At 53.3% G+C, this 16,984-nt stretch carries 18 protein-coding genes and 1 pseudogene; 7 read left to right on the forward strand and 12 right to left on the reverse strand.

What is annotated here, in order from left to right; genetic code table 11:
* Positions 1 to 231: 231 nt before the first annotated feature.
* The 4 genes from BMY73_RS09650 to BMY73_RS09665 form a co-directional block, all read right to left on the reverse strand.
* Complete coding sequence (locus BMY73_RS09650; protein WP_092406708.1) at positions 232 to 939, reverse strand: peroxiredoxin-like family protein; 708 nt, start codon at positions 937 to 939, stop codon at positions 232 to 234.
* On the reverse strand, positions 926 to 1,573 hold the full coding sequence (locus tag BMY73_RS09655) for an HNH endonuclease (RefSeq protein WP_092406710.1): 648 nt from the start codon (positions 1,571 to 1,573) through the stop codon (positions 926 to 928). Before BMY73_RS09655 ends, BMY73_RS09650 begins: the two co-directional genes overlap by 14 nt.
* 3 nt (positions 1,574 to 1,576) lie before the next feature.
* On the reverse strand, positions 1,577 to 2,932 hold the full coding sequence (locus tag BMY73_RS28560) for an AAA family ATPase (protein WP_256571159.1): 1,356 nt from the start codon (positions 2,930 to 2,932) through the stop codon (positions 1,577 to 1,579).
* Positions 2,933 to 2,999: 67 nt separating this feature from the next.
* Positions 3,000 to 3,401, reverse strand: a complete 402-nt coding sequence (locus tag BMY73_RS09665; protein WP_092406712.1) for a hypothetical protein — start codon at positions 3,399 to 3,401, stop codon at positions 3,000 to 3,002.
* Positions 3,402 to 3,723: 322 nt separating this feature from the next.
* On the opposite strand from BMY73_RS09665, the gene BMY73_RS28565 reads away from it, so the two are divergent.
* Both BMY73_RS28565 and BMY73_RS28300 read left to right on the forward strand, forming a co-directional pair.
* Entirely contained in the window at positions 3,724 to 3,855 is a 132-nt protein-coding gene (locus BMY73_RS28565) for a hypothetical protein (protein WP_256571160.1), read from the forward strand.
* A complete protein-coding gene (locus tag BMY73_RS28300) occupies positions 3,852 to 4,001 on the forward strand; it encodes a hypothetical protein (RefSeq protein WP_175500162.1) in 150 nt (49 codons plus the stop codon). Before BMY73_RS28565 ends, BMY73_RS28300 begins: the two co-directional genes overlap by 4 nt.
* 14 nt (positions 4,002 to 4,015) lie before the next feature.
* Here BMY73_RS28300 and BMY73_RS09670 read toward each other — a convergent pair whose 3' ends face one another.
* Both BMY73_RS09670 and BMY73_RS09675 read right to left on the reverse strand, forming a co-directional pair.
* A complete protein-coding gene (locus BMY73_RS09670; RefSeq protein WP_139214187.1) occupies positions 4,016 to 5,155 on the reverse strand; it encodes a hypothetical protein in 1,140 nt (379 codons plus the stop codon).
* 153 nt (positions 5,156 to 5,308) lie between these two features.
* The gene (locus BMY73_RS09675) at positions 5,309 to 5,692 is read right to left on the reverse strand and encodes a hypothetical protein (RefSeq protein ID WP_092406716.1); all 384 of its coding nucleotides are present in this window, start codon (positions 5,690 to 5,692) and stop codon (positions 5,309 to 5,311) included.
* Between the two features lie 610 nt (positions 5,693 to 6,302).
* Here BMY73_RS09675 and BMY73_RS09680 point away from each other — a divergent pair.
* The gene (locus tag BMY73_RS09680; protein ID WP_092406718.1) at positions 6,303 to 7,085 is read left to right on the forward strand and encodes an SIR2 family NAD-dependent protein deacylase; all 783 of its coding nucleotides are present in this window, start codon (positions 6,303 to 6,305) and stop codon (positions 7,083 to 7,085) included.
* A 61-nt stretch (positions 7,086 to 7,146) separates the two neighbouring features.
* Here the strand turns inward: BMY73_RS09680 and BMY73_RS09685 are convergent, their stop codons facing one another.
* The gene (locus BMY73_RS09685; protein ID WP_092406720.1) at positions 7,147 to 7,488 is read right to left on the reverse strand and encodes a hypothetical protein; all 342 of its coding nucleotides are present in this window, start codon (positions 7,486 to 7,488) and stop codon (positions 7,147 to 7,149) included.
* Between the two features lie 311 nt (positions 7,489 to 7,799).
* Between BMY73_RS09685 and BMY73_RS09690 the strand changes: the two genes are divergently transcribed.
* Positions 7,800 to 9,524, forward strand: coding sequence for a hypothetical protein (locus tag BMY73_RS09690; RefSeq protein ID WP_092406722.1), 1,725 nt, complete (start codon positions 7,800 to 7,802; stop codon positions 9,522 to 9,524).
* A gap of 15 nt (positions 9,525 to 9,539) precedes the next feature.
* On the opposite strand, the gene BMY73_RS09695 is transcribed toward BMY73_RS09690, so the two are convergent.
* The 5 genes from BMY73_RS09695 to BMY73_RS09715 all read right to left on the reverse strand — a co-directional run bounded on the left by BMY73_RS09695 (position 9,540) and on the right by BMY73_RS09715 (position 15,411).
* A complete protein-coding gene (locus BMY73_RS09695; protein ID WP_139214189.1) occupies positions 9,540 to 10,388 on the reverse strand; it encodes a hypothetical protein in 849 nt (282 codons plus the stop codon).
* 583 nt (positions 10,389 to 10,971) lie between these two features.
* Positions 10,972 to 12,084 carry a TniQ family protein gene (locus tag BMY73_RS28825; RefSeq protein WP_092406726.1) on the reverse strand — a complete coding sequence of 371 codons (1,113 nt, stop codon included), beginning with the start codon at positions 12,082 to 12,084 and terminating at the stop codon, positions 10,972 to 10,974.
* On the reverse strand, positions 12,045 to 12,932 hold the full coding sequence (locus BMY73_RS09705; RefSeq protein ID WP_092406728.1) for a TniB family NTP-binding protein: 888 nt from the start codon (positions 12,930 to 12,932) through the stop codon (positions 12,045 to 12,047). Before BMY73_RS09705 ends, BMY73_RS28825 begins: the two co-directional genes overlap by 40 nt.
* Positions 12,929 to 14,845, reverse strand: a complete 1,917-nt coding sequence (locus tag BMY73_RS09710) for a Mu transposase C-terminal domain-containing protein (protein ID WP_092406730.1) — start codon at positions 14,843 to 14,845, stop codon at positions 12,929 to 12,931. Before BMY73_RS09710 ends, BMY73_RS09705 begins: the two co-directional genes overlap by 4 nt.
* Before the next feature lie 2 nt (positions 14,846 to 14,847).
* On the reverse strand, positions 14,848 to 15,411 hold the full coding sequence (locus BMY73_RS09715) for a TnsA endonuclease N-terminal domain-containing protein (protein WP_092406838.1): 564 nt from the start codon (positions 15,409 to 15,411) through the stop codon (positions 14,848 to 14,850).
* A 233-nt stretch (positions 15,412 to 15,644) separates the two neighbouring features.
* On the opposite strand from BMY73_RS09715, the pseudogene BMY73_RS09720 reads away from it, so the two are divergent.
* The 3 genes and pseudogenes from BMY73_RS09720 to BMY73_RS09730 form a co-directional block, all read left to right on the forward strand.
* Positions 15,645 to 16,295 (forward strand): annotated as a pseudogene (locus tag BMY73_RS09720) (ATP-binding protein); the annotation flags it as partial.
* Between the two features lie 59 nt (positions 16,296 to 16,354).
* A complete protein-coding gene (locus BMY73_RS09725; RefSeq protein ID WP_062379724.1) occupies positions 16,355 to 16,654 on the forward strand; it encodes a type II toxin-antitoxin system RelB family antitoxin in 300 nt (99 codons plus the stop codon).
* Entirely contained in the window at positions 16,593 to 16,970 is a 378-nt protein-coding gene (locus tag BMY73_RS09730) for a type II toxin-antitoxin system RelE/ParE family toxin (RefSeq protein ID WP_256571161.1), read from the forward strand. Before BMY73_RS09725 ends, BMY73_RS09730 begins: the two co-directional genes overlap by 62 nt.
* Positions 16,971 to 16,984 lie beyond the last annotated feature (14 nt).

Below are 16,984 nucleotides of genomic sequence, written 5' to 3' on the forward strand. Positions count from 1 at the left end.
GGCAGTCAATTCCCTTTCTACTGTAAAAGGCTCGTCATGTTGCGCCCTTCCAAAACCATTAAGATCACTCCTTGGGCACACGAACAATCACATTTGCGCCCGCAGATTCGGCATCCTAATTCCAGCCATGTCGTGTGGGACAAAAACAAAAAAGGGCGAAGCAGAAATCCTGCTTCGCCCACTGGCTAGGACAGATCAGACGACTGTCCTAGCGCCGCGTTGCACGGCAAATTACTTGGTCAGACGATCCAGCGTTGGCAGCAGCTCGGTTGGCTCTGGACGGATGGTGTAGTCCGGATTGACCTCGGCAAAAGCGATCACGCCATCTTGACCGATGACATAACGAGCTGGCATTGGCAGGTTCCAGGACGGATCGTCGTTGACGACAGCCAGGTCGTTTTTGAAAGCGTTTTTGTAGATGTCGATCAGGTAGTCCTGAAGGGTGAACAGCAGGCCGAATTGGTCAGCCAGTTGGCCACGTGGGTCGACCAGAATTGGGAAGCCCAATTTGTTTTGTTTGATAGCCTTACGGCTGTTAACAGCGGTCTGCATCGAGATGGCAACCATGTTAGCGCCACGTGCTTCGATTTCCGGGCGGACTTCTTCAAGCGCTTGCAGATCCATGTTGCAGTACGGGCACCACACACCCCGGTAGAAGGTGACAACCAGAGGGCCTTTGGCGAGCAGCTCTTCAGAACTGACAGTGTTGCCGTCGACGTCCAACAGGGAGAAGCTAGGTACTTTGTCTCCAGCTTTCAGAGCATTTCCAGCAGCGCCGCTTGCGATCAGCTCATCGGTGGATTTGTGAATCGCGTCCACGATGTGCTTTGGAACGTTGTACGGTGGTTTGCCGGATTCGAGGTCGGCTTTGAATGCGTCGAGTTTTGCTAAGACAGCTGAATAGTGGCCGTTCACAATCGCCGAGCTAAAAATCACCATTAACAGTGAATCTTAATGTTTGCATGAAAGATGTAATTTGTTGGCGTGTAGCATCTGGCGGGCAGCTCTCCACAAACTCGCTAAATCTTTTGACTACCTCGTAATTGAAATCTTCCCACTCTCCGAAAGCGTAGGAAAACCGCACCAAGTTACACATCAAAAACGTTTCCTTAGCCTTTAAAGGATTTCTGGGGCGATGAGAAATTCTTCCGCCCACGACGATCATTTCAAAATGATCGGAATACCTATCAAAATGAGGATGCACGATTTTGTAATCTTCAGACCTACTGGGAAAGACCGCACCTGGCCCTACCCTTCTATGGAGTACGTCTTGATCGAGTTTCGCAATATTGCACTCTTTGCAAACCATTGCGAGATTCAGGGGCTCATACAGAAATCTCGGATACACAGACTTAGGGATTATATGTTCGACATCCCAAGTAAGGCCGTGATTTTCCTTTTTCTCCATACGGCAGTAAGCACAGCGATACCCTTGCTGCCTTAGATAATGAACCCTAACTGTTCTTCGCAGCTCGGCCACAGGGCCATCTGTACGGTTCCACTCCTGATGGCTAATGCCGTCGTATCGTACAACATAGGCTAGGTCTGCGCCCGCAAATACTACAGGTTGCATACGTCACCTCAACATCTGTACTTGGTCAATAAGGTGACGTACAGGATCATTACTGGCCAAGGACTCTTTCAGTTGATCGAGCATTTCGAGCTGCTCCCAATCTTCCCGATTCAACACCTCTCTGCGCGAAATCTTTGTGAGCAGCATAAGCGTAATTCTTATTAAGTATTCGTTATTGACTCCGGGCGCGTTAAACACCTGAGCCAACTGGTAGTCAGCCGATCGATTTGAGTAGTCTTTTGAGCTGTATAACTGTCGATCTTCCAAGCTCAACACGAACCCTTTATCCGCTGTTAGACCAGCGACAATCTGCGGGGAGTGAGTAGCTATGATGAAATGACATCCTCGGTAACCATGAAACGCGTATTGCAACTGACTGATAATGTCAGTTTGCCACTTGGGATGAAGGCTGATTTCTGGCTCATCGATACAGATCAATGAGTTGTCTTCAATCGAACCTGCGATCCCCAGAATCATAACCAGCATGCATTGCTGGCCAGAGCTAGCTTGGGAAAGCTTTAACCTGGAATGATTTTCTCTGACATTCAAAGTCAAATCTGAAACACGTATCAAGCCTGATCTAAGAGCATCCGCAACATTCTCTAAACTGAAATAATTTCGAGAAGGCTCGCTAAGCCCGAGGTCAATTTCATAACTTACATGCTTTTGCCGATAGATATGATCCAGTAACTGGTAATGATAGTCTACCAAAGACTTATCATATTGATATTTCTTAGGCGCCTCCTCCCAGCCCGGTAACGTAAGCATGGTATGCCCACCAGCTTTTGCGTGATCCCTAGTCCACTGAACTCTGAGCGCGGGGTCGAGTGAAAGCTTAAAATCCAAAATTGGCTCGAAACCTAAATATCGGAATATGCTAGCGAGACTCATAAATTTCCACGGGTGTGTTTCCAACCCGCTTGTGATTGCAATCAAGCTGCGAGTAAGCGCCGAGACGTTACCTTTTTCAGATGGAGCAATATAATGATAGCGGCCGGTTGGATCGATTAGCTCTTTGGAATTCGGAGTGGGGAATCTATCGTGCCTACCAGTAGAAACAGCGATAATTTTTGATGGAGATGGCGCCGACCACCTCCCGACGACTAGCTCTTCGTTACCTGACAAATGACTGTAATGACTCATCGGCGCCATCGGATTCTGGCGCAGATATCGGTCACGCTCTGAAAACTGGTTGTCGAATATAAAATGACTGACAATCTTTCTAAGCAACCGACTTTTGCCAGTCGCGTTCTGCCCCACTACCAGACTGAAAACATTTTGGCCATCGTCATGAATATCTTCATGCGTTAGCGGAATCCATCCATGGTCATGAGCCACTGCCTCAATAACAAATGCCATTGCCTGCCTCAGAGTTATGTTGCTTCCAACGATTTGATTGAGTTGGTTTCAAAGTCTCAGCCGCCTATCAGAACCGATAGCTGACGTTGGCGCTAGCGCCCATCGACCGCCGCCCCCGATCATTTAGATTCAGCAGCAACGCAGTGTCCACATCCCAGTCTCGAGTGCTCAGAATTCTAAGCCCTGCGGTGATGGTGGTGAATACGCTGTCGTAGTCCAGACCAGAAACGCCAATCCTGGCGCCCAAGCTCGGCGCGAGCATCAGATCTTTGATGACCATCACACGATGCTGGATTTTCCCACCACCGCTCACTCGCAGCTGCTTCTGCGAGAACCCCTTCACATCCGCATGCTCCCCCTGAGCGTTAACGTAGTACACCACGTCCCAGCCACTGGTAGCGCTGCCGACGGGGCCACTCCCCGGAAAATTACAAGTTTTGTAGTTTCCAAAGATGGGGGTATCTGCCATTTGCTTTGTCCATGTCTATGCGCAACCTGCGCCACTGCAGAAAAGAAGAGAGCGTCCAAGTAATCATTATTTCGGCATCAACACAGTTAGCTAAACAGGTCTCCTTTTAAAAATTGGGGATACGCGCTCCAACACGGTTTTCTACTGCTCATTCGGAAGCCTTCGCCGAGACAGCACTCCGGCAAGCCTTCAGCCCGAATTACGGGCGCCCAGCCGACTCCACGAGAGATTTTTCTTTTTTGGTTCCTCGATACCACGCGCCGTTCGACGCAATCTGTCGGTGTCGCCACAGGGGCGATGACCATTCAACAGGAAGGCAGAAATGAGCAAGCACGACGACGATAACCACTCGAACCAGCTCAACCCCAACAACGACGCCTACTGGCAATCACGTGGGGAAGATGAGCGTCCAGATGATTGGGAAGAGGCTGCAGACCAAGGGGAATGCTCATGAGTCAAAAGCGCAAACGCCCTGTCGGTAACCATGAAGCAGATATGGGCAACGACAACAAAGGTACGCCGGGCACCAACATCACCTGGGATAAAAATCAGGGTGAGCGCGGACGGCAAATTGCAGAACAGAGACAACACAAGCAGTAGGACAAGGGCAGGCGTCAAAACGCCTGCCCTGCCGATAAGGGCTTGGAGAGGTGACTACGTGCGAAGCTGTACTCCCGCTCATAACAACTGAACACCTCGTCGATAAGCACATCCGGCAGCCCCAGCCTTTGCATGTCTCGCAATATAGCGATCATCGCCCAAGCGAACTGAAAGCGTTGGCGATGCACACGTCCTTCAGCCCACAGCCCCCCATATTTTTGAAGCTGGGGTTCAAGGCTGGTGAGCAAGCTGGCAATACTGCTCTCTCTAGGCCTTCCAGGCTCTGCTGCCTCCCATTTCCGCAAGGTGCGCTCCTTTTCCTCTGCCAACTCCGTCATGCTTGACCAGAGGCCGCCAAGAAAAACACTGGGAGCCCCTTGAGAATCATAGCCCGCGTGTATCGCCAGCTCTCGGACCTGAGTTCCAAGTGGTCGAGTCCACTTGCAAGTTTCAGCGTCCAATCGAGGCACTAGAGCCAGCAGCAATATTACGTCTTGCTGGCCAGCGTCGACCACTTTTTGCCAATGTTGAAGGCTCGTATCGACGACCACCCAGGCCATGAACCGCACACAGCAGCAGTACGCGTCAGCAATGCGATTGTGTTTGAGCAATGGACAGTCCAGGAGAGCCGACTCATCTCCCACCCACTGTTTTGATGTCATTCGCTCCCGGCTACCAGGCGCGCCGATCTCATGGATTAATGGAGTTTTGATGATCGCCTGTATCCGATCGCTCACACCTGGAAGATTGACGAAGCTGACTGCCAGTTCAAGGTCGCGATCTAACCGTCCTGCCCACATCGCGATGGAGCGGTGATCTCTCAGCAGGCCTTGTTTAAGTAACGAGGTCCATTCGCAGTGGGGTTGCCAGACAACGTCCGGCACGATGAACCCGGCTGCCCGCATATCCCTTTCCATTTCATCCAGTGAACGCAGGCTGGACGGCCTGGTGGGAGCGCTAAAAACCTGCCCCAGAAACCATTTTTTCAGACTCTTGTAGCTGGGCCAGCGTGCGGTTACCTGAGGATTGTCCTCATATACGCGCTCCAACGCTGTAGCCCCGAAAATGACCTCTACCAGCAGGGAGACCGGTGGGATATACAAGAATGTTGGGGGAAGAACCTGCGGCGGCTTAAAGCCTTGACGATCACTCACTCGAGCACCCTTTCTGGGAGCAGGGATGGGGCGCAACCAAACCCGAACTCATTCACCAAACTGATCTCGATCCTAGAAGGTTCACGGCAGGCGTCATGATGTTAGCCTCGCAGCATAAAGTGACCGATCCAGACAGGAGTTAGCCTTACAGCCTCATTGGCCTCCATTCAGCACCGGTACGTAAGCTATTTCAACGTTGGTCTCAGCGACTTCAAAATCAACGTCACGCCCCGGCTCTCTGATAATTTCTGGCAGATCTGCATATGAATAAAACACCATTTCGCCACCGGATGGGGACTTGACGAGAAGTTGGCGTTCAAAAATTTTCGCATCCAACAATATCTGCACAACACGCGCCAATCTGGAAACACTGCCAGCATTGGCAATGCTGTACATCTTGCCGGGATTCAATCTTACACTTTTAAGCCGATCAAACTCTTTCGTTTCGATACCCTCAACGAAGCTTGCAATCCTACGCAAAGCTTCCGCCTCCTGAGGAAACCTGTTGATTAAGGGAGTGAATTTTCCTGCAAGCATGTATATTCCCCTGCAGAATAAGTGAACTGATCGGCTGGCTGTTCACCTGCCTGCGATCAAAGTTAAGCTGTCCTAGAAGATCCGCGCTGAAAACTCAAAATAAACTCTACTCCACGTCGTATGTCCGTCTTCAGCCAAAACCTTAAATAGGTCTAATGTCTATCCGTCGATAGGTTCTCATCCTGCGCTCCCCAAAACCTGGATAAAATACCGGATGAGATTATTTTTACACAGCTTTTTTCCTACCTACCCAGCCCCAACGCATCTAACTATCAGTTAAACTTATAGTCCGGTGATGCTATACCTATTACGTACCATAATCACATTAAGCCTTAGCTGCGTCCTAGCTTCAACTGGTCAGAACTATTATTTAATTTGCTTCTCAGACACCGTCCACGCCCTTGCGGCTGCGGTCACCGCAAGCTCTCAGATGCCCTTTCAAAAAACCCCTTCCAATTTTCGAAGATGATGACGGGTAGGCCGAATATCAGAAGTGAGGCCTAAAATAAAATCAGGTGAAAACTCCTGTGGCATATAGTGGTCAGCCTGACCCCAGATCTGGGTTCGCGGGTACATCTGAATGCGCTTTGCCTGAGGCTAGGATGTTGGAATGAACGAGACCAATACAGAGCTACGCGAAGGCTTGGCTGCTGCAGCCGTGCTGCTGGGCAAGGCCCGTCACGTCGTAGTTTTCACGGGAGCTGGGATTTCTGCGGAGAGCGGAATCCCCACATTCAGAGACCCTTTGACCGGCCTTTGGGCGCGATATGACCCGGAAACCTTGGAAACGCCTAGGGCTTTCCGTGAAGATGCGGCGCTCGTCTGGGGCTGGTATCTGTGGCGGCGCATGAAAGTCGCGCAAGCCCTTCCAAACGCTGCACACAAAACAATCGCCACCCTAGGAACCACCCAGCGAGAAGTGACGGTAATCACCCAGAACATTGACGATCTTCACGAAAGAGCAGGCTCATCCGACGTCATCCACCTCCACGGGAGTTTGGACATCCCCAAATGCTTTGCCTGCCACCGAATTCCAACAGACGAATCTTGGAATACCGACATTGCCGCTGAAGGCGTCAGGGTTGAGCCCCCACGCTGCGAGCGTTGTAAAGGGAAGTTAAGGCCGGGCATTGTCTGGTTTGGCGAGGACTTGCCATCGCGGGCATGGAAACGTGCATTAGCAACGGCGAAGAGCTGCGACCTGCTTCTTTCCATTGGCACCTCTGGCTTGGTTTACCCAGCTGCCGAAATCCCTAGGGAAGCGTTGAGGAACGGTGCCTCAGTCATCCACATCAACCCAGCACCGGTAACGCAGCTAGGCGTAAATGAATACGCGATAGCCGGAACTGCGGGGCAATGCATGCCTTTGCTAGCCAGCCTGGCAGGGGTGTGAAGTGAAGCTCAGTCAGCCGTTTCCCTCTGACTGTCATCTCTTCAAGAGGTGATTGGCCTGATCAGACAGAGACCGGTTTTACGGATACAACATCGAAATACTTGTACTTCAGTTTCTTCGCTGCAGTCTTGGCCTGTTGCTCGGCATCAAAGGAGCTCAGGGTGTTCGCGTCATAAGTGAATACTTCCACTTCACCTTCGAATACTTTGGTGACGCGCAACGTCACACGCAATCTTGGAGAAAGCGATTTTCCAGCGGCCTTTACCTTCTGATGAAAAGGCGCCTCGACCGGGCCTGGGCTTGTCACAGGTGGTGTCGTGGGCATAACCGAGGCAATAGGTTGGGATGCAGCCGAACCGAATAACGCCCGGCGCATTTCTTCCTCGGTGAGGTCGGTACTCATGAAAAACTCAATATTGGTAAGTGATACTTCCTAAGGATTTTAGCAGGCCGAGTCTGCTGTTTAACACTGCAATTACTGGGTCGCGCGTACGTGCCCCCCAAGCGTGCTGATTCCCTGACAGAGCCCCTAGCAGCCTTCTCATCTCCGAACGCACGGCTCGAGATCACTAAGCAATCGCGCTCAAGCCTTCCAAAATCAGCCGATAAAATGGCGTAGCCTCGCATCAGAGCATCTGGTTCTGCCATCCCTACAATAGCGGCAACTGGATGCAGCCCTGCGCAGTACAAGATCACCCCTCTCAGAGTCCAGCAATGTCCGATCCGCTCAAGTTGCTCAAACCAAGAGTTGATGCCAGCAGGCTTCGTTTCAAAGGCACGCTGAGCGTTGCGCGGGGCGATCTGGCGGTGTGCTGGCAAGGCGGGCTGACTAAGAACCCAACTCCAAACACAGTTCCTCTTACCGACGTGCTATTCAGGACGCTCCACGAAGACGGGAAGCTCGGCGCATACCACATCATCCCCGCTGCGATATCCCACCTGGGGTCCCTTAGACACGGGACCGTCTGGAGGGAAGGCAGACTAGTTGGCCATCTGAAGATGCAAACCCTGCCCGAAACAAAGGTCGATTTTGATCGCGGCGGATGGCGCTGCATCGACGCTAGAGCGGCTGGTTTGCAGGACCAGTATCGACTGGGCATAACCGCAAAGCTGCTCGACAGTAAACTCATCGAGCTGTTCGTCGCCGACGGCAAATCCATCCTAACGCCATGCCTAGAGTTTTTTACGCGCTGCTACGGTCGTAGCTCAGAAACATCCCGGCTTATCGCAACCCTCGGTCTCGAAGAGTTAAGACGGCAATACTTCTATGAATTCGATCCGGCGCCGAACGAGCTCATCCTGAAGCTGGAGCGCGGCGTCGCCAATAGAGAAGCTCCGTTTCTGGCTCATGCCATGTATGACGATTACACCAAGGCCCGTTGCAACTCCCTACACCAACGCCTCAAGGCAGGCTTCGTTCCCGGCGAGCCAACATTCCTGTTGGTTAAGCCGTGGTTCCTGGGTCCAGCATCCATTGAGGGTCAGGGCTATTGGATCAATGAACACACCTTTCTCTTGCTGAATATAGACGGGCTTAGTGATCCTCTGGGGCCCCCAATCATCGTTGAACGAGAGCACTTCAGCGGTGATGAAGCGCCTCCTGATGGCCAGTACAACAAAAGGCACCAGCCACCTCAGCCATCCAACGATGAAATCGACCTGACTGACAATGAGGCACCTGACAGCAACACCGCACGTGTCCTCTACACCCCTCCATTCAAACGCTTGGGGATAAAGCGCGAGCTCATCAGAAAAATCCGGGTGACCCCCGGTCGACCAAGCATTCCGGTGGATGGCCACGACCGAAACTCATACGCGCCCGGTGATGGCTATGGTGGTGGCAGAGGGGGCGGTAAAGGTGAGTACGTCTCGTCTGACTGGATGGCGGAGGGAACCCTCGCGCAGCTGTGGCAGACCTGCTTACGACTGGAAGAAAACCATCCTGATCGGATATCGGAAGTGGGTTGGTATACGTTAAAGAAAGGATTTCAAACTGAGGGGATACCGGAGTATCAGTTTTTGTCAGCGGCAGCGACTCAGGACCCGACGCAGCCCAATGCAACGCAGGCATCAAAAAGCAAGCGGGCCCCCAAAGCAGTAATGATTTTTCGAATGACGGTGGAGCATGCGCACATTTACATCATTGAGATGTATCGCCGGCCCCGAAATAAACCGAGCACAGCCGATGGCAAGACCACGGTTACTGAGGACAGCTACAGGGGTCTCATTGTACAGCTGCCCGCCAGGCGTGACGCAGCCAACACCCAACTCAGACTGATCTTCAAAAACATCCTGAGAAACAATTCGCGAATCAGAAAAACCTTCATGTCGGATTGCCCCAACGTGACCTTTGTCCATCATCCTCGAGAACCAGGGCCAGCCCCATTTGCGACTCTATTGCTGACTAAGCTCGAGAAGCTGATTGGATCGGCTTTTTAAGAGACAAGTAGCCGCCTACAACAAACGAGCTTTGGTCGGCAGCGGTATCCAGTAATCCTTCCCTTTCAAACTGACTTGCATACCTTCCTGATCAAGATCCTGAGTCAGGACCAGCTGACTTTTGGCCACCCTCGGAACGCCATGGAAGTACCCCAAGGCCACAGCCGGCCAACGGTCGGAAACGTCGCCGCCTTGTGCGGCCTCACGCATTAGCAATTTGAGCTCGATCTCGAACCGGTGACGCCTGAGCCTGATGGCTTCCCGATTATCCTTGGGGAATTTGATCTCTACAGCGTAAGTACTGTTCAGGAAGCTCACAAAACCAGACAGCGAAGCCGCCTCGCCGGGCGTCTGCGCAAGCAGGGCATTCAATGATTTCGAAGAGGGCAGAACAGTTATGTCTTCGGGACTTGCGCTGACCAGCATAAGGTTGGCCGCGCTGCGCAGTGCCATTCGTACAGACCTCAACGAATTGGGACGCTTATTAGGTTGGGCTTCGAGGTGTTTCCGATAATTCGCAAGAATTTCCCGGCCTGCGTCTGAGGGCATTGAAGCGATTATGGCGTCGATACGCCGCAGCTCAGTGAGATCTGCTTTGAGCTCCTCATCGACCTGCATGCCACATTCCTCCTGCATCCATCGCATTGGCAGCTCAGCACGTCGCATCCAACGCGCTCCAAAGCTTTCGAGCAACTGACCGTAGGACGGGAGCGACCGCCACAGAGCGTTCATTTCCTGAAACGCCTTGAAGTGACGATTGATAAGCAGCGATGCCCTCTGACTTCCAGTCTTACTGATTAGCCATCGCCCATATGCATTGAATGCCTCGCGGAACACCTCATTGCTCAAGCCATGAGTGTTCATTTCCATACGCCTATAGAAAGTGCGTTGGTGATAGCAGTTCTCGCATTCACGACCGTAACCTGCCGGCATCGCCTGGCTGCAGGTCTCGCATGCAATTTCCCCCGTCTCAGCGCACCGCTTGCACTCCATAACCCCGTCGCGTCCATCAACCAAGACCCGGTGTCGCCTACAAGAAGGGCAGGTGGCCGATGGGTTGGCGCACCTGGGGCAACATTTTAGATTCTGACCATTGATGATTTTTGCGGACAGTCGCGTCGAGAGCACATCGCAAACCTGACAATGTCGTGGGACCGTAAAGTAATGCGCGCAGGAATTGCAGGCTGGACCGTAAGCAGTCAGCTTTCCTACAGGTCTGCCCGCACGCCGACACCTGACACACGGGGCCGAAGTTATGCATGAATCACAGACCGCCGAGGCATGAAAAGTCGCGAGACGAGCTGACTCTCCGCAGCCCGGACACAGCCGCGCTTTGAACAGTCGCGCATAGCACGTGTTGCAATAGCGCTTGGTCAGATAGACCTTATGCGCAACCTGCATGACCCTATCGCACGAAGCACAATTGCCCTCTCCATGCCCATGACTCTCAACCATCTCGCCAGACCTTCCTTTTCAACCTTGCCCATAGCTTTTCCACTGTGCGCTTCGACGCGGGGGACCGCTCGCCCGGGGATGAGCGTTTTCGGGTGGCCCCCACTGGCAGTCGATCAAGTAGCGACTTCACGCGTACTGTGATTTCTCCCGCCGGCACCATCAAAGACTTACGAGGGATCGAGCTCGCCAGGATGGCCTCTTCTATCTGCCCCTCTCCCGTCTCCATTATCTTCCATGCTGCCGCCAACAGATCCATCCTATCCCGCACTGGAAGCATCTCTAGCGGAAGGCCGGAAATCGGGCGAGCTACTGCACCGATATTGAATATTCGCCTGAAGGCCAAGAATGTCTTTGATCCGCTGGTGGCGGACACTCTCAAGATACCCAGGACGAAGCGAGCCCGATAAAACCAATCATACGGATCGCAGGAAAAAGCCCCCTCTCTCCCCTTTCCGCGTAGCGCATCGTCAGCGGCCCTCTGAAAGGCCAGCGCTCCTGCAGCGAACCCTAGCCCGCCGATTTCGGCGTCCAAGCGTTTCTTGCAGCGATGGCAATGACCGCAGTCCGGCCCCTCTTGCTCCAGCATGTGAGGTTGCAACGAGGCTCCACATGCGGGGCATGAGTCAATTAACGCAGACAGATGCTTCTCACAGCAGGTGTGCCACGCCAGCCTGGAGGATATCCGGTAATACGGGACTCCCTCAGAGAAGCAAAACGGACAGCATTGCAATCCACCAATTGGTCGCCGGTTGCTAAATCCCCTCGTGAGAATCCAAGGCCACACCCCCTTTGTAGTGCCAATACCAGGATTCAAAACGTGCGAGATGGGCTGCAGGGTGCAGAGGCTAATGTGCTCATCCGAAACGCCCGAAAGCCTAGCCAGAGGGCTCATCTGCTGAGTAGACAAGCCCCTATCCAGATCCACCGTCCAGCACCGCCAGCTAGGCCACAGGCTTCCAGTCAGTGACATAGGCGAGCATCCATGCGCGAAAGCGTTGCGGATCAACCAAGAAGAGAGGAGCTCATCTGGTAAAACATTTCGGGCTCTAGGCCAGAGGGCGCCGGCTATATCAAATTCCGGATGCCACGAGTAGGTTTCACCCATGATTTGCTCTGAATGATGTCGGCATCAATTCTCTCCTTCCCAGAACTGATCGCTTCCTTGGCACATTCAACCAGAAGCGTATGCAGGTTCCCCGTGTTTCCTTCGGAGATGCCGTGCAACAAGCCAGTCAGGTGAGGTTGAAAAATGCCTGAAGGCTCGCGTAATGGAAGCACGGACTCGAACCCCTTCAGGAACCGTTGAAAATCGATACCCTTCTCCCAGTTGCGCAGCGGGAAGACCTCGAATCGGCTGGCATGCTGTGCGTCTGTGTGCAGCACACGAACTGCATCCTCAGTGCCGACTCCGATCACAGAGATACCGAGCTCATTACAAAGAAGCTTGATGACATTCATCATTTCCTGCTGCTGTCGGGCCGTACCCGTCAGCATCGAGTGAAGTTCATCAATGATGAGCAACCTGACGTGGCAATCACGCATCTGATGAATGACCTGGTATCGCAGCCTCGCAACGACATCTGTGGCCCGATATGGCGTCCAGAATTTCTCCAAAATGGCGCAATAAAGCGATCGCTCATCTGCCTTCGGAGGCGATTCGATAACGATGACGGGCTTAACAGCCTCCCCATCTGGGTTTACAAAGCCCTTGCCATGCAACGATTCAAAGCGCTTGATGATCGTGGTCTTGCCATTATTTGAGTCCCCGACCACCAGCAAGTTACGCATCCGAGTTTGGGTTGGAAGGGTCATGAGAAGTCGCAGCAAATCGATCAGCTTTTGGGCTACCGGATAGCCTACCCAGCGGTTCTGATACAGAAAATCAATGCGCTCTTGGGCCGACAAGTGCGCGACCGGTTGAAATTCAGGGTGGATATGGTTGTAGTCCGTCATGCGATATCCCCAAAGTCATCCAGGTCGCCATCAATCAGATTGGCAAGGTCGTTGACCGGTGCAGGCGCGATCTTAGGAAGTTGCGGATTGGGCTGAGCCGGAGTCTTACCCTTTGCATGCACACGGTGACGCTGAGCTTGGCGCCTGGTTTTCGCTGTCTGAGCCTCAGACTTAGCCACTAGCTCACGGTTTTCGAGAATATAGCGTTTGATCAAGAGTTCATTGATGTTGGCATGGCCTTCATCAATCGCGCGCTTTTTGGCGGCTCTGAACTCCCAAACACTGGCGGCCGGGAACGACTGGTTAGAAACCGGGACCTTGAAATACTGCTTCAAGACTGGATCAAAAAACCAGATAAAGCTGATGTCGCGCGGGTCGCGCCGGAATACGAACGTGCGCGCCTTGCCAGAAACGTTGTCTATGGCATTGATCCATGGCCTCAAGGCTTCGGAGTAATAGAATACGTCGATCTGTACCCCGTAATGCTGGACTGTTCTCTCGAATGCAGGCAGAAAGTCTCTTTGCAAAGTGAAGGGGTCGGTAGGCCTTTGTGGAACGCCCACCAATGGATCCTGATCCGCATTACCAAAAATCCCGATGTGCCATTTTCTGCTGGGACTCATGTAAATCTTGGAGTGGTAGGACTCGTTGTAGATCAGGATTTCTCTGATCAACCAAGTCTCAAACTCATCAAAGGTTAGAGCCGCATGCTTCTCAGAGTCATAGCCGTCTCGGTCTTCCTTTTTACTGTACGTTCTGCCCGGCATGTCTTTGAGAGTCTGCGCAAACGTCCCCATCAAGCGCTCAATGTGCGCGCCATAGCGAGGTCGTTTAACTGGTCGAAACCGGTTTTCGATGCCGTAGTTGGAGCAAGACTTGACGACATCCTCTGATTGGAAATCGGCACCGTTATCCGCATGCAGAATTTTTGGTTTGCCCCAAACCGGCCACTCTCCATTGACACCATGGGCAGTCAACCATTCCTCCTTCGGCAGTATGGAGTGGGCCACACACATTGCTACCGAGATGCCAGCGGGAGCATCCAGCGCAAGGTAGTAACCGGTGATCATCCGGGAGTAGACATCGATTGCGAACGTGATCCACACCCTGCCAATTGACCTCCGATGAACATCGTCAACCAGCAAAATGTCCATGGGTGTGTGGTCGATCTGAACGAGTGCGAGCGGATAGTCCGCACCTGGGAATGAGCCGGGGGTGGGGTTGTATTTATTCCGGGCCTTTTCAGCAAACCCACGTCCGCGCAGGTAATCTTTATCAGGGATGCCCTTAAGCCTTGCCCTGATAGCGGTATTGCCGGGAGGCGTGATGTTCTGAGCCTCGCAGGCTTCCTTAATTCTCTCGATGGTTTTCGGCACAGTCGGTCGGTGTCGTTGCAGATAATAATTCAGGATCACTTCCTCAACGATCTGACCAGCAGCGTCTGAAATTCTTGAATTCCCTTCCTTCCAACCTCGCTTACGTGGAATCAGCGCCAGCAGCTCTCCCCACTGCTTGTATCGGTCCAGCCAACGGTAAACAGTGGCAGTATCGACTCCAAACTCAACACCCCTGGCCTTAACCTCAGCCCGCCCAACCACCACGCTGCCAAGCAGCGGCTCAATGATCTGGTAACGCCTTTTGGCTTCAGCCCAATCTTCGCTTCCAATCACCGCCATGTCGTAATTCGCGTAGAGACCTTCGACTCTCTCTCGCTTAACTGCCTTCAAAGCGCCAATAGGCAACGCGGCAGCCCGACCCGACTCAAGATCAATCCCCACCACAGTCCGGAAATCCAAGACCTGCGAGATACGGTAGGCAGAGTCGCCGTGAGCAACCACCGCGCCCACCTCGATCGGCACATCGAGCCGATTCGGTTCGTAGGGCGTCGTGACGTCCTTAGTATCGTCACCCATCACTAGGCCACCCACACTTCAAGAAAGTCATTGAGGGGCAGACGGATGTCGCAAACCAGCCGCCGAGTAGCAATGAGATGCCAGAGATGACTGATCCCCTGGCCTCGGTAATGAGCACACGAGTGTTTGGCCAGCAGATAGTGAACCGGAGCGACGCCCATCTCTCGAACAGTGTTGATGATCCAGTCGCTTTCCTCGACCGCAAACGTCATGCGCTCATATCGCTCCAGAAAACTAATGTTCTGCCACGCGGTGTCGCGGATTCTGGACTCGTCGTGGATGTGAAAGGACCAACCCTGATCCTTCGCATAGCGCCAAGCAGCCTTCCACTTGGGTAACCAGTTTTGCCAATGCTGCCGCCATTCGGCTTCAGGTTTAACCTCAACGAGCATGGGCTTGGGATAGTCATCGGGATGTCGGTCTCCGAGGCGGTAATAAACCAAGAAGTCAGGCGTATAGCTGTATTGCCTGCCCTTGGTCACAAACGGAAGGCTCACTGGCTGAGGGATGATCGCCAGCACGTCTTTCGAAAACTCCGTACGCAAAAGGAAATCTCGTTCAAGCAGAGATTCATACCGAATGCCGCCTTCATCACGGAATGGGAAAACGCCCGACACACTGCGTCTGGTGGGTTTGATGGAGCGCACGGGGCTCGGTCTAGTTTTGTCGCAGCTATTTCCAACCATTTGTAGGTCCGTCGCAGCTATTTAGGTATGGCGTCGCAGCAATTTCTGAACGCCCTCAAGGCGGGTCTGGGCCCCAGATGCTACACGTCGCAGCAATTTAAGTATCCTACAGTGGCAGTCGCCCGCAACCCGGCGAAATCACCCTCGCCCATCACGGCGTGCTGTTTCTGGACGAATTGCCCGAATTCGACCGACGCGTATTGGAGGTTTTACGAGAGCCGCTGGAGTCCGGGCACATTGTCATTTCAAGAGCCCGGGATCGCGTTCGTTTCCCGGCGCGATTCCAGCTTGTTGCCGCGATGAACCCGTGTCCGTGCGGCTATCATGGCGAGCCGACTGGCCGCTGCAGGTGCTCAACTGACCAGATTCAGCGCTACCGCAACAAACTTTCTGGTCCATTGCTGGATCGAATCGACCTGCACCTGACGGTCGCCCGCGAAACCACCTCCCTGGCCGCCACCGCGCAAGGCGGCGAAACCAGTGGCAGTGCCGCGCAGCGTGTGTCCGAAGCCCGTGAGCGTCAGAACAAGCGCCAAGGTTGCGCCAATGCGTTTCTCGACTTACCCGCTTTGCGTGAACACTGCGCGCTGCTCGCTGAAGACGAAGCCTGGCTCGAAACCGCCTGTGAGCGCTTGAACCTGTCGTTGCGGGCCGCACACCGGCTGCTGAAAGTTGCGCGGACGCTGGCCGACCTGGAAGACGTCGATGCCATTTCGAGAAGCCATATCGCCGAAGCATTGCAGTATCGGCCGTCGACAAGCTGAAAGACTCATTGCCTGTATCTCAAATGAGATACATAGTGAGTCTTTCGGAGGAGATAACGATGCCCACTCAAACCTCGATGTTGCACGTCCGAATCGATGACGAACTCAAAACCCAAGCCGCAGAAACGCTGGCGAAATTCGGCCTGACGGTTTCTGACGCCGTGCGAATACTGCTCACCAGAGTAGCGAAAGAAGGCGCCCTGCCAGCCGGGTTTACCAGCGACGCGGAGGCCTACGACAAATGGTTCAGGGCAAAAGTACGCGAAGCCATGGAAGACACAGGCCCGAAGACCTCACATGAGGACGTCATGGCCGAAGCAACGACATTACTCAGAAGGAAGCGTGGTGCTGACAGTTGAATGGAGCAAGTACGCCAAAGCCGATTTACTGGCAATTCTCGACTACATCTCCGATGACGATCCTGCTGCGGCTTGGCGGCTTAAAGAGGAAATAGATTCGCGAATCGCGCACCTGCCCACTCACCCTCGCCTTTACAAGGCGGGGAGAGAGACAGGGGACGAGAGAAATGGTGGTAGCGCCAAACTATCTGGTGATCTATGCAGAAACGTCACAAGCCATCACCATACTTCGTGTCTTGCACGCGGCTCAATGGTGGCCGCAAGCACCCGATACCTAAACGCCCGACCAGCCTGCATCCACCGGCCAGCCGTCTAAGCAAAGGGCGGTCA

This window comes from Pseudomonas sp. NFACC02 (genome assembly GCF_900110765.1).
Classification (GTDB): domain Bacteria; phylum Pseudomonadota; class Gammaproteobacteria; order Pseudomonadales; family Pseudomonadaceae; genus Aquipseudomonas.